Genomic DNA, 19,031 nt, shown 5'->3' on the forward strand with positions numbered 1-19,031 from the left:
AACAAGCGTGTTCAGCCTTTTCGTGCGCCAGCGCGTAACGCACCGGCACCACAAACAGTTCGGGCTGACTGGCGGGACACGGATGCACCGTGCAATTGATATCAGCGTGTGGCTGGGCTTTGGCCTCGCGTTGGGCCTGAGCGGCCTCGTCGACCATGGCCAGTTTTTCGGCGCTCATCGGGCGAAGTCCTTGTCGGTCAGCACGTCTTCGATGCGCCCGTGAATGCCTTCGCCGTTATGGCCAAATTGCAGAAACGCCGGTTGGCTGAGCAAGCTCTCCAGATCGAAATCCGGGTGCTCGCTGACCAGTTCAATGTGGATGTTGTAAAGGTTGCTGATTGCTTCGGTGCCGCTGAAGGCCAGCACCTTGAAGTCGTGACGGATCGCAGGAATCTGCAACGAGAAATGCGCCGCATTGGCCGGCCGGAACATACGCTTATCCTTAAGCAAAGAGGAAAAGAGCGCGATGTCGAAACCGTCCCTGGTTTGTGCTCGCGAGAACTGGCGGGCACGGTAACAAGGGAGCTGATTATTCTATGTAGGGAGACTCGCCAACACTTGTAGGACGCTTCGCGAATTAGAAAATCCCCCCTCATCGAAGATCAGTGGCGGGTAAATCACTAACTCAAATTCCACGGCAAACAACGCCCGGATTGATGGGCGGCACATTGTGTATTTCAATTCGGGATGTTTAACAACTGAGGGAAAAATACAGAACCGTCCCACAAGGTTTTCAGGTTGTCCGTCGGACGTCCGGTCTCTAGGCTGTGCTCGTCGCTGCCAATTCAGCGACCGGGATTGGAAACCCCGAGTAGAACCGAGCGCACAAGCTCCTTTCATAACGTATCCTTGCGCACCTTCATGGTGTGCACTCCGTTATGGCGGCTGTGCGTGGGAGACCTTCGGGTCAACCGGGTTCTCCGTTCCCCGGGTTTCCAACCTGCGCACAGCTGCCACCTATTCGTTCGGAAACCGAATCGGCCAGCTCCAATCCTGATCGGAGAACACCATGAAAAAACCAACACCCAATCCCCCCGAAACAAACACCGACCCAACGTCCCCCTACGCCTCCATCGACAGCAAAAAACTCCACGAAGCGGCCGACCGCGCCCTCGACCACTACCTCAAACCGACCGCTCACCTCATGGCGTCCAATCGCCCCTACGAACCGATGTACCTCGCCAACCCGGCGTATGACACCGAGTCCCTGCTGGCCAATGCCAGCGAAACGCTGGGTTCGGTCACCGAGATGCTCAACAACTTCGCCGCCATGCTTGATACCTCACACCGCAAGACCGCGCTGGGCATCGCGCAAATCGTCATGCTGAGTGAGCTGGCGGTGAATCAGGCACTGGATAACGTTCAGCCGACGGCGTAAGTACGGCGGCGCATAAAAAATCCGATGCCCGTACAGGCATCGGATTTTTATTTCTGGCGGCCAAAGGTCAAATAGCAACCACGAAGCGGCCATTCAAACCGAAAGCGTCTTGCCATCCACCGGATCACCAATCGTCAGGAAATGCCCGCCCGCCACATGGTGCAGCGTGCGCAAACCATCCTGCCCGTCGAAATGCCAGCGCCCCTCACTGAACACGCGTTCGTCGGCATGGGCGGCGATGACTTCGGCTAGAAACAAATCGTACTGTTCGTGATTGCGCGGCTCAGGCAACAAGCGGCATTCGAGCCAGGCGACGCAACCGTCGAGCAATGGCGCGTCGACTTGTTCACCACTGAAGGTCTGCAAGCCATACGCCTGAAACTTGTCCTGCCCTTGGTTTTGAGTGATTTCCAGCCCCGACGTGTTACCGACGGTTTGCACAATGTCGGCCTGATTGGCGCACGGCACGTTGAGGACGAAGGTGCCGGAGGCTTCGAGCAATTGACGGGTCCAGGTGGACTTGTCGAGCACGACCGCGACTTTCGGCGGTTCGAAATCCAGCGGCATCGCCCACGCGGCGGCCATGATGTTGCGTTGGCCATCATGGGCTGCGCTGACCAGTACGGTCGGCCCGTGATTGAGCAAACGATAGGCTTTGTTCAGGGGAACCGGGCGGCGGTGGGCGGCGCTCATGGGGATCTGCTCCGGGGAAAAGGAACAGATTGTAGCGCCAGCGCACAGCAAGCAGTGGCGATGAAACAACATGTGGGAGATTGCTCGCGAAGACGTCAGGCCTGTCGACATCAATACTGAATGTAACGGCCTCTTCGCGAGCAAGCTCGCCCACAGGTGGGAGGGTTAGTCCGATCAGTTGGACAATTGATTGGCAAACTGGCCGACTGCATCGACCACTTTCTGCGCGCCGTCCTGGATCTCGACAATCACCGTGCCCGCCTCCGCCGCCAGCGCCAGCCCTTGTTCGGCCTGCAACTTACCGTCGGTCATCAGTGCGACGGCGTTGCGCGCCATGTCCTGGTTCTGCCGTACCACGCCGACGATTTCCTCGGTCGCCTGACTGGTACGTGAAGCCAGTTGTCGCACTTCATCGGCCACCACCGCAAAGCCGCGCCCCTGCTCCCCCGCACGGGCCGCTTCAATGGCGGCGTTGAGTGCCAGCAGATTGGTCTGTTCGGCAATCCCGCTGATGGTTTTGACGATGGAGCCGATCACTTGCGATTGTTCGTTCAGTGCTTCGATGCCTTCGCTGGCTGTCTGCATGTGCCGCGACAAGTCACGCATCACATTCACCGCTTCGGTCACCACGGTGGTGCCACGCTGCGCAGTGCTGTCGGTTTGTTGCGAGGTGCTGTAGGCAATGCTGGCGGCGTCGGCGACGGCTTGTTCGCGGTTGACCTGCTCAGTGATCACCGTGGCGAATTTCACCACTTTGTACAGTTTGTTGTTGGCATCGACCACCGGGTTGTAGGAAGCCTCCAGCCAAACCGTACGACCATGGCTGTCGACCCGTTTGAAACGGTTGGCGACAAACTCACCGCTGTTCAGGCGATGCCAGAAGTTCTGATATTCGGCGCTGTTGTATTCCTCCGGAGTACAGAACATGCGGTGATGCTTGCCTTTGATCTGCGCCAGGCTGTAACCCATGCTGCTGAGGAAGCGCTCGTTGGCATTGAGTACGTTACCGTTGAGATCAAACTCGATCAGTGCCGTGGAACGTACCAGTGCGCCGATCAGGTTTTCGTGCTCGCGGGACGCTTCAATGGTGCGGGTCAGGTCGCTGGAGTAGATCGAGATGTGCCGGATCCGCCCATCGGAGGAGCGCACAGGCTGCACGATCGAACGCAACCAGGCCTCGTTGCCATTGCCACGCAACAGGCGCACGGCACCGGCGAAATGCTCGCCACGGGCCATGGCGTTCTTGAAGCGCTGGTGGAATTCGTCGGATTTGACGTGAGCCGGCACGATGTCTTCAATCGCGCGGCCAATCAGGTCGTGGCTCTTGTAGAACATCTCATTGAGGAAGTTCTGATTGACCGATTGAATCCGTCCGTCCGGTTCAAGGGTCAGCACCAGCATCTCGCTATCCAGACTTTCCTTTACTTGCACAAGGCTGGAGAGTTCTTCACGAAGAGCAGCCAGCTCTTGCTTCAAGCGTTTGTTGAACATGGAAAGCACCGATGGATAGATTGAGAGGCGGTGTACAGCCTAACCATCGGCCTTGGAACGCTTTTCTGAAGAGCGCTTGAGACTGCCCAGTCAAAAATACTTCATGCACGCCGAATCAGGCATTTCCCGCCACCTGACATTGGTCCGTGCGCGGCACCCCAGAGGCCTAAATACGCAGCGCTCAAAACGCTTTCCGCGCCCATTACCGCGCAGAACGTGACGCAGATCGGCATCAGACCGACCAACCCCGATCAGCAGGCACGGTAGCGCCATCATCAGTTTCTCAGCGGCCTCCAGGCCGTAACCCAACCGTCACATCCGCTTGCTAGCGTCCGGCAGAAACATACTGAAACATTTAAGCAAAACGGGCGCGATATGAACGACGAGACAAACGACAAAGACCCCTCCTCGCCAGAATCCGACAATCCCACCGACACCAGTCGCCGCCGCTTTCTCGGCGGCGTCGCGGTGCTGGGCGTTGGCGCAACACTGGCCGGGTGCAGTCATGCCGGCGATCAGCCTGGCAAACCGGCCGAACGCCCACTGTCCCCGGCTGAACTGGACAAGGCCCTGCGCGATCAAGTGAAAACAGTCGTGGTCATCTACGCCGAGAACCGTAGTTTCAATAACCTGTTCGGCGATTTCCCCGGCGTGGAAAAACCGTTGTCAGCGCTCAAGCCTGCCGATTATCAACAACGCGACCGCGACGGCAGTCTGCTGCAAACCCTGCCTCAGGTCTGGGGTGGCGTGTTGCAGGTCGGCCCGCAAACGCTGGATGGCGTGACCTACCCCAGTGCCACGCAGTTTCAGCAAAACCTGCCCAATGCACCGTTTGCCCTCAAAGGCCCGAACGGCGAGGACTTGCCGTTCGGGCTGGTGACTCGCGACTTGTGGCATGTGTTTTATCAGAACCAGATGCAGATCAACGGCGGCAAGAACGACGGTTTTGTGGCGTGGGCCGACTCCGGTGGCTTGACCATGGGCCACTATGCCCAAAGCCGTTATTCCCTGCGTCTGTGGGACGTCGCGCAGGAATTCGTGCTGTGCGACAACTTCTTTCAGGGTGCCTTCGGTGGTTCGTTCCTCAACCACCAGTATCTGATCAGCGCCACCGCACCGTTCTATCCGGACGCGGCCCACTCGGTGGCCAAGAGCCAAATCGCCGCCCTGCAAAGCGACGATCCGGCCGATCCGCGTCTCAAGCCGCTGGAGCAATCACCGGCCAGCGCCATGACCGGGCCACCGCAGTTCGGCCCGAGCGCATTGACGCCGGACGGTTTTGGCGTCAATACGCTTGCCCCGCCCTATTGGCCAACGTGGATTCGCGACCCGGAGCGCCCAGCGTACGCAAAAGCGGATCTGCCAAACGTCATGGTGCCCCAGACCCACGAACACATCGGCGACAAACTGTCGAAAAAGAACGTCGACTGGGCCTGGTACGCCGGGGCATGGCAGGCGACGCTGGAGCAATACAAGGACTCCGGTGGCATTCCAAAAATCCCCAACTTTCAGTATCACCACCAGCCGTTCAACTACTTCAAGCAGCAAGGCCCGCAAAACCCGGACGAGCGCAACAAACGCTTGCGCGATGCCGGTTTGGGCGACGAGTCGAGTACCAACAAGTTCTTCGCCGACGCCGAGGCCGGCAAGTTGCCGGCGGTGAGTTTCTATAAACCTCAAGGCAACCTGAACATGCACGCCGGTTATGCCGACGTGGCGTCCGGTGACCGGCACATCGTGCGTGCCCTGAAAGTGCTTCGCCAAAGCCCCCAGTGGAAAAACATGGTGGTTATCGTCACCGTCGATGAAAACGGTGGCTGGTGGGATCACGTTGCGCCGCCCAAGGGCGACCGCTGGGGGCCAGGTTCGCGGGTCCCCGCCCTCGTGGTGTCGCCGTTCGCGCGCAAGGGCACGGTGGATCACACGGTCTATGACACGGCGTCGATCCTGCGGCTGATCACCCGCGTCTTCCAACTGGAAACGCTCGACGGCCTCAAACAGCGTGACGACGCGATGATCGCCCGCGGTCAGGAACCCATGGGCGATTTGACCAACGCTCTGCACTTTCAGGCCTGAGTGCCAGTCCTGCAACACGCTGCAAAAAACTGCGGATGACGGCTTCTCTACATCACGCGACTGATCCAATATGAGGCGCCCCCGACTCTCGGGGAAACCACGCTGAAAAGGATCTGAGCATGTTCAAACTCGCAGGACTCACCCTCGCCGCGCTCACGCTGAGCGCGGCGGCCCACGCCGATGCCGACCTGAAACTGGGCAGCACCGAGCGCGTTACCCGCCTCTTCGCCTACCCCAACAATTGCAGCGTGATCTGCTTTCGCAATTGGTCGCTGGAGCAGACTGTCGCCCACTATTTGAGCCAAAGCGTGCAACGCGACGGTTATACCGATGCAAAAGTCTTGGTCAAAACCGATAACGGCCAGCTCTACGCCGAAATCACTGGGGTGCCAAAAGACTACGATAAACCGCTGTCAGCGCTGCTCGATGCTGGCGATCTGGCCTATACCGGCGCCAGCAAGCTCAACGCAGACGGCAAATGGGCCTATAGCTGGTACCTGTTCCTGCCGCTGGGCATGGCCCTGGAAAATCGCAAAAGTGTCGAGCTGCTGCACTTCCCGCCGGATTATTCACTGACTCAGGCACAGGACTATCTGCGCTCGAACACCACCGACCGCTGGGCAACGCTGTTGACGGTCAATGGCATTCCCGCCGATCAGACGCCGGCCTACCAGACCATCATCGACATCGCCCCGATCGCAGCGCCGTCCAACGCTGGCAGTGACCTGGAAGGCGTGTATGACTACTTCAAGGACTACCAGACCACACTGGTCAAGCAGTTCAGTCAGACCGCCAGCGGCACAACGCTGCCGATGGTCGCTTTCGGCGCTCCGGTGCGCAACTGGATCAAGCAGCAGTATGGGCCGACGGTTGGCGTGCTGGGGCTGGCGACCATCACCCCGAGCGCAGGCGTGAATGTGCCAGTGCTCGGTTCGAACCACCCGAGTTACATCTGGTACGCCGCCGATCCCAAGAGCTATACCGGCGATGATGCACAAGCCAAGGCTGACGCAGCAGGCCTTAAAGTCATGGGACAGGATTTGAGCGCCGCCTGCTGGCAGGCCGGGATGGGTAGCAAACCGGGGAGTAATCCACAGACCTTACTCAACAGTTGCACCCAGACCTGGCAGGTGACGCAGAAAGTCAAAACCTGCGAGTTGTTCTACACCTCGATCCGCGACATGACGCCGGAACAAGCCACTGCCCAGTGCGCTACCCCGCCGATCAAGGCGCAACTGCAACAGCTTAAAACCCCGCCTGCCGCCACCGTCCCCGCTCCGCACCTGTAACCACGCCCGTGCCATTCCCGCGTCAGTGATGACTGACGCGGGAAAGCGTCTTTGTCGCCTGTCATATCTGACAGTAGACGGGCTATACCTTTCAAGACAATATTGGATCCAAATAGCCATGTTGCTGAGCCGGCAGGACGCCGGTGCAAGGGAGTCGCAATTTTTTCGGTCAAGGATGGTTATGAACACTCAAGCCCGCGCAAAATCCCGTCCACCTGATACCGAAGGCATCTACCCGTTTGCCGGGCTGCCCGTGCGTCTGGGTTTTCCATCCAGCGCCGACTACACCATCGTCCACGATGAACACGGCACGCCCACGGCAGTCGTCGCACGCCGTGAATTCATGCGTATCAGCCGAATGTGCCGGGTCTCGGGGCAATTGCTACCCTACCGCTGCCGGCAAACCCGCCAACTGATGGAGGGCATCCACATTTACGACCCGCGCTTTTGCGGGCTACTGGAACACTCTTGCGACCCGAACGTGTTTCTGGACATGACTGAGTTATGGCTGTGGGCATTGAAAGATATCCACAGCGGCGAGCGGCTGACCATGGACCACGCCGCCACGGAAGACACACTGCCGCGCCAGTTCGCCTGCCACTGTGGTTCCCCACGTTGTCGCGGCTGGATCACGGGTTACAACGAACCACCCAACCGCGAAGGCCAGCACTTTTTGCAGCGCTGGCGAAACGCCCGCTCACGTTGATCAGCCGATTACAACGCGCCGATCGGACGTAAACGGTACTGCGGCGGCAACTGCTCGAAACCACTGATGGTCGTGTCCAGGCTTTTCCAGCGACCGTCCTTGATGCCATAGATGCAACCGTGGATCGACAGGCTCTGCCCGCGATGCCAGGCATTCTGGACAATGCTGGTATGGCCGACGTTGGCGACTTGCTGGATCACGTTGAGTTCGCACAGGCGATCGACGCGCTCTTCTTCGGTCGGCAGTTTCGCCAGCTCATCGCGCTTGTCGTAATACAGGTCGCGAATCGAACGCAGCCAGCCATCGATCAGGCCGAGCTGGCCATCCTGCATCGACGCCCGCACACCGCCGCAGCCGTAGTGGCCGGTGACAAGGATGTGTTTGACCTTGAGCACGTCGACCGCGTACTGGATCACCGACAGACAGTTGAGATCGGTGTGCAGCACCACGTTGGCCACGTTGCGGTGAACGAACAGGTCCCCCGGCAGCATGCCGACGATTTCATTGGCCGGTACTCGTGCGTCGGAGCAGCCGATCCAAAGATATTCAGGCGTTTGCTGGCGCGCCAGTTTGGCGAAGAAATCCGGGTCTTCCTTGGTGATCGCGTCAGCCCAACGCTCGTTGTTATCAATCAGATTCTGTAAGTCGTGCATGCTGTAAGGCCTCAAGAAAGATGCGCAGGTATGACAGACGACCGTCCGTCGAGGTCACGGATACGCGATAGATAACGCGGGAGTATTTTCTTGGAATTTCTCCCGTGCCCGGTGTGTCCACCCAGTAAGGCCCACAGTATGAGGAATTGCCATGACTGATTCACGACGCCCTTTTGACGCGGTGCAACCGGAACCCATCGATGATAACGAAGACCGCATGGGTTCGGTGCATGAACTGGATTTCGACGACGAGCAGCCCAGCGCGAAGATTGGTGAGGCTTTGCCCGAGCGCGAACGCCAGCAACTGATACCAGAGGACCGCGTGCGTGAAGCCGGTATGACGGGCGCTTCAGTCGCTGATCATGAACCGACAGACGATGACATGAGCCCGGAAACACTCATCCACGAGGACGGGGCCCGGGACGCCGACGAAATGGGCGAGGATCATCAGGCTGACTGGGATTTGAGCGTCGTTGATGAGGACGATATCGGTGGCGGCAATGGCCTGGATGAGGCGGAACTGGCGCGGCGTGATCCGCTGGACGGCAACCGCTGATCGGTGGCGTCTGACAGAACGCCTTCGCGAGCAAGCCCGCTCCCACACTCAAATGCTTATCCCTGTGGGAGCGGGCTTGCTCGCGAAGCTTTTAAAAAAGATCAGTCAACCAGAGTGCAGGCCATGACCACAGCATCTTCACGCCCGCCCACCGCCGGGTAGTAATCCCGACGCCGGCCAATCTCATTGAAGCCGTAGCGCTCATACAGCCTGAACGCCGACCGATTACTGTCGCGCACTTCCAGGAAGCATTCTCGGGCAGACGCCGCATACGCCCGCGACATCAAGTACTCAAGCAACGCAAGGCCCAGCCCGCGGCCCTGATTCTCCGGTTTGACCGTGATGTTCAGCAGATGCGCCTCATCTAGAATGATCTGCACCACCCCATGACCGACCTGTTGCTGACCTTCGAACATCAGCCAGATCTGGTATTTGCCCAGGCCATCGAGAAAAATTCCGCGGGTCCACGGATGGCTGTAGGCCGCGAACTCTATCTTCAGCACAGCATCCAGGTCCGCCTCGATCATCGGGCGGAACGTTACAGCGTCACTCATTCGATTCTTTCCAGCGCGCCATCAGCCGACGCATGGCTTGCCAAACAGCGGCCTTGCGCTGTGGCTCTTCCATTAACAATTCCAGACCCGGGATGGCCCAGGCCGAGCCCAGACCTTCGATCTGCAATTCACGATTGAACGCTTCGGCGTCCGCTTCACCGGCAAAACGCACCGCCGGCAGGCCGATCAGCCACAGGCAGGCACACGGCGCTGCTTCCATTTGCACCGAGAGGAAACCCTGCACAAAGTCACGCGCCGCGTCCGGGCCCTGATCCAGGGTGCCGCGGTTCAACCACGGCCAGCGTACCGGCTCGCCGACGATCTGCGGCGCATCCGGCAGCCCGGCAGCGCGCAGCATGTCTTTAAGCAGCAGATACGCAGGGTCGCGACTCTGGAACGGCTCCCCTGTGGGTAACTCCACCAACAGCAGGCAGCGACCGGCACGCAGCAATTGCAGGGCGAAACGCGGTGGCGGAACCGGCGCCGGTTTGGCGACCACCGGGGTGTCGTCGACCTCTTCCACCGGTTTGGCATTGGTTCGGGTGCTCGCCAGTGAAGGGCGCGGCACTTCGATTTTCGGCCGTTCGGTGGGGCGCAAGGCCGGTTGCACCGGGGCTTCGGCCTCTGGAGCCAGCACCACCGGCACCTCAATCTCAGGCTCGGGCATGTCCAGCAGCTCGGGCCGCGAGGGGGCGGCGAAAGGCAGTTCGGTGCGCGGCAGCCAGTTGACCACCTGCATGGCGTTCAAATAGGCGCGGCGGCGGGACTCGATAAGCAAGGGTCGGCCACTTGTGGATAACTGAAAGTGTGCCGATTCTACCGCCCTTCGCTCAAGATCGCTTGCTGTTGATCGATAGCCTTGACCTGAGCTCTCTACCTTCGAAAATGCGACAGCCCGTCCCGAGAGTGAATCGCATCCTTCGTGATGCAGTACAATCGCGGCTTTTAATCGCCAACCAGCCGGCCATTCCGATGATCGAACCCAAGCGCGTCTTGCGCGCCCTCGCTGAACACTGGGCACTTCTGGAGCCACTGTGCGAGCACTTCGACCAAGGCACCCTGAGCCTCAACGAACTGCGCACGCAACTGGCCGCCCAACAACTGGACAGCACGCCGCAGGACATTACCAGCCTGCTCGACGTGTGGATTCGCCTCGACATTCTGGTGCCTGTGGCGAAAAGCCCGAATCGTTTCGAGCTCAACGCACAGATTCACGACTTTCTCGCCTACCTGCGCCGTGAGCACCGTCTGGGCCTGTGCCTGGAGATCGAAGCCTATCTGCGTCACCTCGAACGTCTGGCCGGTTACATTCAGGACGCGTTCGACATCCGTGATGGCAACGACCTCGCCCGCCAATTGCGCTTGCTCGACATGCGCGTGCGCGACGTCCTGAAAAAACTCGATAACGACGAGCAAGCGCTGGTGGCCGTGGCCGAACGAGCCAAAACCAGCGATCGTCAGATTCCGTTGCGTCAGCGTTATGCCGAAGTGTTGGCAACGTGGGACGAATACGTCGAGCCGATGATCGACCTGGTGAACGCCGACGGCGCCTTCGAACAAGGCGTGCGCAAGGTCGAAACCGTGTTGCTGAAGATGCTCAGCGAGCAACAGCGCCTCGGCCATCTGGTCGACGACGATATGCTGCTGCGCACCCACGCGCGCATCCTCGAAATGCAGACCAGCGCCCAGTTGACCCTGCGTCATGCCCGGGAACTGCTGCTGCCGCTGCGTGAAGAAGCCCGTCGACATAACGCCGTGACCCGTGGTGCCGCGCTGGCCCTGGCGGCCATTCGCCGTAAAGGCATCGACGCTGTGCCACAAGCCGCCATGCCGCTGTTTACTCGCCCGCAAAGCACCTTCCTCGGCAGCGCCAGTCAGGTCGAAGCCTACGTCTATGCGTTGGCGCGTTTCGAGCCAAAACCGGCGCGTTTCCCCAAGGCACACAAGACCCAGAAAGGCGAAGCCCCACGCGCGCCCCGCACCGTGCGCGAGATGGTCGACCGCTGCGAAGAAGCCTTGCCGATGCCGGATCTGATGACCTGGCTGCTGGAGCAGGAGCCGGACGGCGCCACCGACGAATTGCTCTACTGGTTCTCGCGTCTGTCGCGGGAAAAACGCTTCAAGCGCGAGCGTCTGGAACGCCGCGAATACCACACTCACGAGCACCAGGTCAGCCTGCGCTCCTTCGCCCTGCTCTCGGCCCGCGACCCCGCCGCCGAGGATTCTGCGAGCATCCCCAATGCATCTTGATCTCTCCGAACTGTCCCAACTGGCGCCGATCTTCCGCGAACTGTTCAAGGGCTACCACGTCAGCCGCCGCGACCCGGAACTGTACGCACAACTGTCGAACTTCCAGGACCAGTACCGCACGCTGTTCAAGGCGCTGGGCTTTGAACTGGTCTGCGACACCCGTGGTTTCTACTACTTTGTGCCGGACATGGCGGCAGCGGCGGTGAACAAGACGGCTCAGCGTCTGGCGCTGTTCACCTTCATCCTCGTCGAGCATCTGGCCGATCAGGGCCGAGATCCGATTGCCGTGCTCGACGGCGGCAGCCTCGGCCGCGAAGAGCTGCCGTCGCTGCTGGAAAAATACCGCGACCTGTTCATTCAGGCTGAAGTGCAGACGGTTGAAGAGCTGGAAGAAAAAATCATGCGCCGCATGACTCAGCTCGGTTTCGCCGGCGAAGAAAACGGCGTCTATCGCTTCCTGCCACCGATGCACCGGTTCCTCGATGTGTGCCTGTCGGTGCAGCAAGACCGCGATCTGGCGGCCAGCGTACACAGCGTATTGCCGCTGCCAGCGCCGGTGCTGATCGACGAAGCCGCCGAAGCCAAACTGCTGGAAACCGACGACCCGCTCGATCTCAGCGAATTTGACGAAGAAAGCGAAGAAGACGCACTGGCCCGTGCCATTGCCGAAGAACAGGAGTCCGACGCATGAGCCAGGAACGCTACGGCATCCGCCGCTTTGCCCTTTTGAACACCGCCGGTTACAGCCTCGGCCTGTTTCCGCTGGAAGAACCGCTGTCGGTCTATGGCGCGAACAACCTCGGTAAATCCGCGTCGATCAACGCCTTGCAGTTCCCGATTCTGGCGCGCATGTCGGACATGAGTTTCGGCAAGTACAGCCTGGAGCAATCGCGCCGCTTCTACTTCGCCTCTGACACCAGCTACATCCTCGTCGAAGTGAACCTGCCCCACGGCCCACACGTCATCGGCGTCGTCGGTCGTGGCCCGGGCGGCGGTTTCGGTCATCAGTTCTTTGCCTACGCCGGCAAGCTCGATCTGGCCCATTACCAGAAAGACGACACCTGCCTGCGCCAGAAGGAGCTGTTCAGCAACCTTGAGCGCGAGGGCCTGAAAGCCTACGAACTCAAACCCGATGAACTGCGCCGCTTGCTGGTCGGCGGTCACACGTCGATCCCGCTGGACCTGACCCTGATCCCGCTGCGTTCCACCAGCGAGCAGAGCCTGAAGACCTTCCGCGCCCTGTTCATCAACTTGCTGCACATGCGCGAAATCACGGCAGCCAAACTCAAGCAACTGTTCCTCGACGCGTTTGAACACAGCCTGCGTTCCGGCAGCGTCGATTACATCGCGGCGTGCGAAGAAGCGTTCCGCGATGTACGCCGCATGGAACAGGACTACAACTCGCTGGTCGCCGCCGGCCCGCTGGTTGAGGCCCTGGCCAACGGCGTGAAACAGCGCGACGTGCTGCGCGGCAAACTGCATCGCCTGTCGCCGCTGCTCGATTCGTTGCTCGGCACCTGGTCGGACTACGCCAGTGCGCGCAAAGAAGAACTGACTATTCAGGCCGACCACTACCGTGGCGAGCAGGACAGCCTGCAAAACGATCAGCGCGGCGGCACCCAGGAGCTGATGCGTCTGGAACGGGAGATTTCCGGCATCCAGCGCTGGCTCGGCGAGCTGTCGGTGCTCAAGAATCGCTTTGCCCTGGTCGACGACGTCAAAGTGCTGGAGCAGCAACTGCTCGCGGCCAAAGACGCTCACGATGAACTCGCCGGAGCCTTGGCGCAATCGCGTCAGTTCAGTGCCGAGGATCTGGAAGAGCGTCTGCGCGATCTGGAAAAACGCCTGAAGTCGGTGAAGCAGCAACTCGATCACGCCGACAACAACAGCTATGCGCGCCTGCGCGAAGAATTCTCGCAGCAGGACGTCGAGCGCTTGATGCGCCTGTTCAACAGCGCACTGTTCAGCCTGCCGCTGGGCGAACACGGCATCACCCTCGACGAGGATGGCGAGTGGGTCAAATCGGTTGAGCTGATCCTTGATGGCTTCAAGGGCGAGCGTTTCGAAGTGCCGGGGCTGTCGATCGACATCTCGCACATCGAGCCACCGGCCCTGCAGGCACTGGCCGACCGTGCCGCGCTGCGCGATCAGAAAGAGCGTCTGGAAAAAGAGCTCAAGCAACTCAAGACTCAACAGGCTGTAGCCGCCGACCGCGCCGCGAGCAAGACCCAGACTGAAGCGCTGTACCAGCAAGTGCTGGACGCGCAGAAAGCCCTGGAAGACTTCCGTCGCACTCAGACGCTGAGCGCCGAAGAAGGCGACAAGCTCGAACAACTGGCACAGATGGAAGGCGCGCAGGATGAACTGAAGCGCTCCAGCGATGCGTTCACCGAGCGCGTCCAGCAACTGTCGGCCAAGCTGCAATTGGTGGGCCGGCAGATCGCTGACATGGAAGCCAAGCAACGCACCCTCGACGACGCCCTGCGTCGCCGTCAGTTGCTACCGGCGGACTTGCCGTTCGGTACGCCGTTCATGGATCCGGTCGACGATTCGATGGACAACCTGTTGCCGCTGCTCAACGACTATCAGGACAGTTGGCAGGGCCTGCTGCGCGCCGATGGCCAGATCGAAGCGCTGTACGCACAAGTGCGCCTCAAAGGCGTGGCCAAATTCGACAGCGAAGACGACATGGAACGACGTCTGTCGCTGCTGATCAACGCTTACGCGCACCGTACCGACGAAGCCTTGACCCTGGGCAAGGCCCGTCGCGCGGCGGTCACTGACATCGCCCGGACCCTGCGCAACATCCGCAGCGACTACGACAGCCTCGAACATCAACTGGCACTGTTCAACCGCGAGATCAACAAGCGTCAGGTCTCCAACCTGCAGAGTTTCCGCATTGTGCTGGCGCCGAACAAGGAAGCGCTCAAGCACATCGACCAGATCATCCACAGCGCCGGTCAGTACGAAGAAGGCGAAACGCTGTCGGTGTTCGACTTGAGCCAAAGCGCCGAGCAGGACAACAAGAACGAAGAGGCCAAGGAATACCTGGCGCGGCTGGTGGCGGCGAACCACAACCAGCTCGGCCTCAAGGATTTGTTCGAACTGGCGTTCGAGATCACCAAGGTCAACGGTCAGCCGGTGATCCACACCGACATCGACGGCGCGGCCTCCAACGGCACCACCATGACCATCAAGGCGCTGACCAACATGTACTTGTTGCTGCACTTGATGGATCGTGACCTGGCCGGTCGCGTACGCCTGCCGTACTACCTCGACGAGGCGGCGGACATCGACGAGAAGAACCAGGCCGCCCTGCTGGAAACCAGTCTGCAACTGGGCTTCGTGCCGATTCTGGCGAGTGTGAAGCCGCAAGTCTGCGCCAGTGTCGCCATCGACCTGGAAGGCGGCAGCGGCCCGGCCGGTATCTACATCGACGAAGCGGACTGGAAGTACATCCGACGTCACGATGTGGTGAAGGCGACCCTCAATGTTGAAGCCGATGAACCGCAGATGGATGCGGTTTGATCGGCCTTAGCACCAGGCAATAAAAAGGGCCGCGATCTGTTTGGATCGCGGCCCTTTTTTATGGCTTGGGGTTTGTAGTGACTGTCAGGCAAGACGCCAGATCAAATCCTGATCACTTACCGAGCGAAATCTTCGGCGCCCAGGTCAGCCACTCATCCTCAAACTTGTCGAACAACGGGAACGTCTGCTCAGGACGCGCCGGATTGCCCATCCGCTCACCGTCCGGTGTGGCGAAAGCAATCCCGCCCTGAATCACCGTCTCAAGCGACTCCGTGCGTACCGTCACACCTTTGAACAAGCCGATATCGAAGCCCACCCCGCTGGTGTTCCAGAATCGACTGCCGCTGCGCACCAGAGGCGCATACTTTGGCTCAATCAGAATGTGTACCAAGACCCGGTCGGCCGTCTGACCCAGCTCGTAACCCGTGACCTTACCCACAGTGATTTCACGATAGGTCACCGGCACACCAGGCTTGAGTGAACCTCGGCGAGCAGCACTCAACACCAGACTCAGACCCGCCTCTTGCTTGGTCACCTGCGGTGGATCGGCCAGTGCAACGAAGTTTTTCTGCGGGCCAAGGTTCTTCGCGGCCGGTTGCACTTCGATGTATTGGCCCGTGACCAGGGTTTCCAGATTGGATGTTTTGATCAGACCCAGTTCAGGTTTTACCACCCAGAACTGACTACCGACGCGGGCGATCTTCTCTGGCACTTCGGTGATTCGCGCGGTCAGGATAACGGCTTGCAGATCGTCGGTCAGATCAACGCTTTCGATTTTGCCGACATCCAGCCCCTTGAAGCGAACCGGTGTCCCACTGCGCAAACCATCAGCGCGCTCGACCTTGATCGTCACCACGGCGCCTTTCTGATTGGCTTCATCATGATTGGCGAACAGACGGAAGCGCGGAATGCGTTTGTGCAACGGCGCTTTGGCCACTGGCGTTTCAAAGGCGATGCCACCGGCCATCAAGCTTTGCAACGATTCACTTTTAACCTGAATCCCCCCGGTCAAGCCGCCCGTCAGCGTAATGCCACTGGCGTTCCAGAACCGGGTCGAGGCGTTGACCAGATTTTCGTACTCCTTCTCGATGTGAACACCGATCACCAGTTGCTTCCTGGTTCTGGAGAACTGATAACTCTGTACTGAACCGACCTTGACCTGTTTATACAGAATCGGGCTACCGACCTCGATCGAGCCCAGGGTATCGGTAAAGAGCACCAAGTGCAGGCCCGGTGAACGCAGATCCAGCGGTGGCGCTTTCGGCCGAGCCTCGAACTCACGTTTCGGTGTACCGCCCTTGTCGCCCGGGCGCACGGCGATGTAGTTACCTTTCACCAGCGCTTCAAGCCCGGTTATACCCGCCAGGGAAATCGACGGTTTAACCACCCAGAATTGAGTGCCCTCCACCAGATAGTCTTCGGCCAGCGGATCCAGCGTCAGCTCCGCGGTGGCACTGGACAGATCCGGGTCGATTTTCAACGCTTTCAGATTGCCAACCTGGATGCCTTTGTACATAACCGGCGTGCGTCCAGCCTGCAGGCCTTCGAAGTCACTGAGTTTGACCTTGACCCGGAGCCCGGCGGCTGCCGCATCGAAATCCTCATAGAGACGGAACGGCAGGCTTGGGTCAGTCGGCGGACTGTCCTTGCGGTTCTCCGGTGTGGCGAAGGCAATACCGCCAGCGACAATGCTGGCCAGCGATTCGCTGCGCACTTTCACCCCAGACAGATTGGCGTCGATGCTGATGCCGCTGGCGTTCCAGAAACGCGTGTGTTTGCGCACCAGTTTGGCGTAAGTCGGCTCGATAAAGACTTTGAGTTCGACGGTACTTTGATCTTCCGAGAGCAGGTAGCTTTTGACCTGACCGACCTTGATCTGCTTATAGAACACTGGGCTGCCGCGGTTCAGCGAACCGAGTCGATCAGCCTTGATGGTCAGATGCAAACCGGGCTTGGCGTCAGACAGCGGAGGCTCTTCGGGCAGCGCCTTGAACTTGCGTTCAGGCTCGCCTTCGCCGGGACTGATCGCGACGTAGTTACCTGAGACCAGCGTTTCCAGGCCGGTGATACCGGCCAGCGTTACGCTCGGCTTGACCAACCAGAAGCGGGTGCTGGTCTTGAGGTATTGCTCAACATCCTTGTTCATCTCGATCGTGGCGATCACGCCTTTGGAGTTGCCTTCATCGTCAAGCTTGAGGGCCTTGACCTTACCAACCGACATGCCTTTGTACATGACCTCGGTCTTGTTGGCCTGGATGCCTTCACCGCTTTCGAAACGCACCTGAATCTCGATGCCGGTTTCGGAGTAGGCACGCCAGCCAAGCCAGCCGCCGATGATCAGGGCGATCAGAGGCAACACCCAAATGGCAGACCAGTTCGAAGCCGGCCGGGTTTTTGCTACAGGCAAATCAGTCATGGTCGTCGTCCGACTCCGTGTTATCCCAAATCAGTCGGGGATCGAAAGTTACTGCAGCAAGCATCGTCAGAATCACCACTGTGGCGAAAGCGATGGCGCCAAGATTGGCTTCGACACTGGCAAGCCGGCCGAAGTTGACGACCGCCACGAGAATGGCGATCACAAAAATATCGAGCATCGACCAGCGGCCAATGAACTCGATGAAACGGTACATCCAGATACGCTGGCGCGCTGACAACGGCTGACGTCGTTGCACCGAAAACAGAAGCAATGCAATGCCGACCAGTTTGAAGGTCGGCACCACAATACTGGCGATGAACACCACCGCAGCGATCGGAATCATTCCGTGCTGCACCAACTGAATCACGCCCGACATGATGGTGCTCGGATCACCCTGCCCCAAAGAACTGACAGTCATGATCGGCAACACATTTGCGGGGATATAGATAATCGCGGCCGTGATCAACAAAGCCCAGGTTCGGGCCAGACTGTTCGGCCGACGAGCATGAACCCGCGCGCCGCAGCGGGTGCAGGTTTGCTCATTGGTGTCCGCCTCTTGCCTGTTCAACTCATGGCATTCGGTGCAAATCAGAATGCCTGCATCAATCGCCCGCATGAGCATCCTCTCCAGATAACGCCTGCCAGATCTGATGCGGTGACATCACCACTTCCAGCCAGACCTGTACCAACAACAAAGCAATGAAACACACCAGGCCGAGGCCAACGGTGATGGCCGCCATATCCGCCAGTTTGACGATCGCCACCAGTACGCCCATGAGGTAAACCTCGAGCATTCCCCAGTCTCTGAGGTGATGATAAATGCGGTAGAGCAGCAAGCCGTAACTGCGACCGACATTGAAGCGGATCGTCAGCAATACCATCAACTGGCACAGTAACTTGAGTAACGGAATTGCCATGCTGCACAGGAAGACAACAATTGATACGCCCTGCATGTCGGTCTCGAACAGACCGACTACGCCACTCCAAACGGTGTCGTTAGACGACTGCCCGAGTAGATTGAGCTGCATGATGGGTAAAAAGTTCGCGGGTATGTAGAGCAACAGTGCAGCGATGACCAAGGCAAGGCTGCGCTGCACCACGTTATGGCGGTGGGCGTATAGCTCGTAACCGCAGCGTGGGCAGAGCGCTTTCTCGCCGTGAGCAAGTCTTGGCTTGCGCATCAGCAGGTCGCACTCGTGACAGGCCACCAAGTCTTCCAGCGGTAAATCTGACAGCCCGCAAGCGTCAACCGACTCTGACATAAAGGCTCTGGCTCCGAAAAAGGTGGGGCTATTCTAGTGTTCTGATATGAAAATAACTGTGCAATTTTGTTCGCTGCCTAAGCAAAAACTTTCCTGCGGGCAAAACAAAACCCCAACTGCTTTCGCAATTGGGGTTTCGGAATTTAATCTTGACGATGACCTACTCTCACATGGGGAAA

The 19,031-nt window shown here is 59.2% G+C and carries 16 protein-coding genes and 2 pseudogenes; 8 read left to right on the forward strand and 10 right to left on the reverse strand.

Annotated features, from left to right (window positions below):
* Positions 1–201: 201 nt before the first annotated feature.
* Positions 202–432 (reverse strand): annotated as a pseudogene (locus ACIOWA_RS24420) (type VI secretion system tip protein VgrG); the annotation flags it as partial.
* A gap of 577 nt (positions 433–1,009) precedes the next feature.
* Between ACIOWA_RS24420 and ACIOWA_RS24425 the strand changes: the two are divergent.
* A complete protein-coding gene (locus tag ACIOWA_RS24425; protein WP_339434195.1) occupies positions 1,010–1,378 on the forward strand; it encodes a DUF6124 family protein in 369 nt (122 codons plus the stop codon).
* A gap of 93 nt (positions 1,379–1,471) precedes the next feature.
* Here ACIOWA_RS24425 and ACIOWA_RS24430 read toward each other — a convergent pair whose 3' ends face one another.
* From ACIOWA_RS24430 to ACIOWA_RS24440, 3 genes and pseudogenes are all read right to left on the reverse strand, one after another.
* Positions 1,472–2,071: a flavin reductase family protein gene (locus tag ACIOWA_RS24430; protein WP_339434196.1), complete on the reverse strand. Its 600-nt coding sequence runs from the start codon at positions 2,069–2,071 to the stop codon at positions 1,472–1,474.
* Positions 2,072–2,245: 174 nt separating this feature from the next.
* On the reverse strand, positions 2,246–2,854 hold the full coding sequence (locus ACIOWA_RS24435; RefSeq protein ID WP_401162350.1) for a methyl-accepting chemotaxis protein: 609 nt from the start codon (positions 2,852–2,854) through the stop codon (positions 2,246–2,248).
* Positions 2,834–3,562, reverse strand: a pseudogene (locus tag ACIOWA_RS24440) (PAS domain-containing protein); the annotation flags it as partial. The pseudogene ACIOWA_RS24440 and the gene ACIOWA_RS24435, both read right to left, overlap by 21 nt.
* 375 nt (positions 3,563–3,937) lie before the next feature.
* On the opposite strand from ACIOWA_RS24440, the gene ACIOWA_RS24445 reads away from it, so the two are divergent.
* The 3 genes from ACIOWA_RS24445 (at position 3,938) to ACIOWA_RS24455 (ending at position 7,633) form a co-directional block, all read left to right on the forward strand.
* Entirely contained in the window at positions 3,938–5,638 is a 1,701-nt protein-coding gene (locus tag ACIOWA_RS24445) for an acid phosphatase (protein WP_339508529.1), read from the forward strand.
* Between the two features lie 119 nt (positions 5,639–5,757).
* Positions 5,758–6,927: a hypothetical protein gene (locus ACIOWA_RS24450; RefSeq protein ID WP_339434199.1), complete on the forward strand. Its 1,170-nt coding sequence runs from the start codon at positions 5,758–5,760 to the stop codon at positions 6,925–6,927.
* A 181-nt stretch (positions 6,928–7,108) separates the two neighbouring features.
* A complete protein-coding gene (locus ACIOWA_RS24455; protein WP_339434200.1) occupies positions 7,109–7,633 on the forward strand; it encodes a lysine methyltransferase in 525 nt (174 codons plus the stop codon).
* An 8-nt stretch (positions 7,634–7,641) separates the two neighbouring features.
* Here ACIOWA_RS24455 and can read toward each other — a convergent pair whose 3' ends face one another.
* Entirely contained in the window at positions 7,642–8,286 is a 645-nt protein-coding gene (gene can, locus ACIOWA_RS24460) for a carbonate dehydratase (protein WP_221731587.1), read from the reverse strand.
* 151 nt (positions 8,287–8,437) lie between these two features.
* On the opposite strand from can, the gene ACIOWA_RS24465 reads away from it, so the two are divergent.
* Positions 8,438–8,842: a serine kinase/phosphatase gene (locus ACIOWA_RS24465; protein WP_339496180.1), complete on the forward strand. Its 405-nt coding sequence runs from the start codon at positions 8,438–8,440 to the stop codon at positions 8,840–8,842.
* A 101-nt stretch (positions 8,843–8,943) separates the two neighbouring features.
* On the opposite strand, the gene rimI is transcribed toward ACIOWA_RS24465, so the two are convergent.
* On the reverse strand, positions 8,944–9,396 hold the full coding sequence (gene rimI / locus ACIOWA_RS24470) for a ribosomal protein S18-alanine N-acetyltransferase (protein ID WP_339434202.1): 453 nt from the start codon (positions 9,394–9,396) through the stop codon (positions 8,944–8,946).
* The gene (locus tag ACIOWA_RS24475; protein WP_401162352.1) at positions 9,389–10,135 is read right to left on the reverse strand and encodes an energy transducer TonB; all 747 of its coding nucleotides are present in this window, start codon (positions 10,133–10,135) and stop codon (positions 9,389–9,391) included. The genes rimI and ACIOWA_RS24475 overlap by 8 nt, the downstream gene beginning before the upstream one ends.
* Before the next feature lie 233 nt (positions 10,136–10,368).
* Between ACIOWA_RS24475 and mksB the strand changes: the two genes are divergently transcribed.
* From mksB to mksF, 3 genes are read left to right on the forward strand one after another with little or no spacing between them, the layout of a single operon-like run.
* Positions 10,369–11,646, forward strand: coding sequence for an Mks condensin complex protein MksB (gene mksB / locus ACIOWA_RS24480; RefSeq protein ID WP_339434203.1), 1,278 nt, complete (start codon positions 10,369–10,371; stop codon positions 11,644–11,646).
* Positions 11,636–12,337 (forward strand): Mks condensin complex protein MksE, encoded by a 702-nt coding sequence (mksE, locus tag ACIOWA_RS24485; RefSeq protein ID WP_221731591.1) that lies wholly within the window; start codon positions 11,636–11,638, stop codon positions 12,335–12,337. Before mksB ends, mksE begins: the two co-directional genes overlap by 11 nt.
* On the forward strand, positions 12,334–15,174 hold the full coding sequence (gene mksF, locus ACIOWA_RS24490; RefSeq protein ID WP_339434204.1) for an Mks condensin complex protein MksF: 2,841 nt from the start codon (positions 12,334–12,336) through the stop codon (positions 15,172–15,174). The genes mksE and mksF overlap by 4 nt, the downstream gene beginning before the upstream one ends.
* A 112-nt stretch (positions 15,175–15,286) precedes the next feature.
* Here mksF and ACIOWA_RS24495 read toward each other — a convergent pair whose 3' ends face one another.
* From ACIOWA_RS24495 to ACIOWA_RS24505, 3 genes are read right to left on the reverse strand one after another with little or no spacing between them, the layout of a single operon-like run.
* Complete coding sequence (locus ACIOWA_RS24495; RefSeq protein ID WP_339496184.1) at positions 15,287–17,590, reverse strand: MlaD family protein; 2,304 nt, start codon at positions 17,588–17,590, stop codon at positions 15,287–15,289.
* On the reverse strand, positions 17,583–18,206 hold the full coding sequence (locus ACIOWA_RS24500; RefSeq protein WP_339539779.1) for a paraquat-inducible protein A: 624 nt from the start codon (positions 18,204–18,206) through the stop codon (positions 17,583–17,585). Before ACIOWA_RS24500 ends, ACIOWA_RS24495 begins: the two co-directional genes overlap by 8 nt.
* Positions 18,193–18,852 carry a paraquat-inducible protein A gene (locus tag ACIOWA_RS24505; protein WP_339434207.1) on the reverse strand — a complete coding sequence of 220 codons (660 nt, stop codon included), beginning with the start codon at positions 18,850–18,852 and terminating at the stop codon, positions 18,193–18,195. The genes ACIOWA_RS24500 and ACIOWA_RS24505 overlap by 14 nt, the downstream gene beginning before the upstream one ends.
* Positions 18,853–19,031: the final 179 nt, after the last annotated feature.

Source organism: Pseudomonas sp. NPDC087614 (assembly GCF_044743485.1).
Lineage (GTDB): Bacteria > Pseudomonadota > Gammaproteobacteria > Pseudomonadales > Pseudomonadaceae > Aquipseudomonas > Aquipseudomonas baetica_A.

Coding starts and splice junctions, on each gene's coding strand:
- ACIOWA_RS24425 (WP_339434195.1), top strand. CDS start 1,010: ATGAAAAAACCAACACCCAATCCCCCCGAAACAAACACCGACCCAACG.
- ACIOWA_RS24430 (WP_339434196.1), bottom strand. CDS start 2,071: ATGAGCGCCGCCCACCGCCGCCCGGTTCCCCTGAACAAAGCCTATCGT.
- ACIOWA_RS24445 (WP_339508529.1), top strand. CDS start 3,938: ATGAACGACGAGACAAACGACAAAGACCCCTCCTCGCCAGAATCCGAC.
- ACIOWA_RS24450 (WP_339434199.1), top strand. CDS start 5,758: ATGTTCAAACTCGCAGGACTCACCCTCGCCGCGCTCACGCTGAGCGCG.
- ACIOWA_RS24455 (WP_339434200.1), top strand. CDS start 7,109: ATGAACACTCAAGCCCGCGCAAAATCCCGTCCACCTGATACCGAAGGC.
- can (WP_221731587.1), bottom strand. CDS start 8,286: ATGCACGACTTACAGAATCTGATTGATAACAACGAGCGTTGGGCTGAC.
- ACIOWA_RS24465 (WP_339496180.1), top strand. CDS start 8,438: ATGACTGATTCACGACGCCCTTTTGACGCGGTGCAACCGGAACCCATC.
- rimI (WP_339434202.1), bottom strand. CDS start 9,396: ATGAGTGACGCTGTAACGTTCCGCCCGATGATCGAGGCGGACCTGGAT.
- ACIOWA_RS24475 (WP_401162352.1), bottom strand. CDS start 10,135: ATGCAGGTGGTCAACTGGCTGCCGCGCACCGAACTGCCTTTCGCCGCC.
- mksB (WP_339434203.1), top strand. CDS start 10,369: ATGATCGAACCCAAGCGCGTCTTGCGCGCCCTCGCTGAACACTGGGCA.
- mksE (WP_221731591.1), top strand. CDS start 11,636: ATGCATCTTGATCTCTCCGAACTGTCCCAACTGGCGCCGATCTTCCGC.
- mksF (WP_339434204.1), top strand. CDS start 12,334: ATGAGCCAGGAACGCTACGGCATCCGCCGCTTTGCCCTTTTGAACACC.
- ACIOWA_RS24495 (WP_339496184.1), bottom strand. CDS start 17,590: ATGACTGATTTGCCTGTAGCAAAAACCCGGCCGGCTTCGAACTGGTCT.
- ACIOWA_RS24500 (WP_339539779.1), bottom strand. CDS start 18,206: ATGCGGGCGATTGATGCAGGCATTCTGATTTGCACCGAATGCCATGAG.
- ACIOWA_RS24505 (WP_339434207.1), bottom strand. CDS start 18,852: ATGTCAGAGTCGGTTGACGCTTGCGGGCTGTCAGATTTACCGCTGGAA.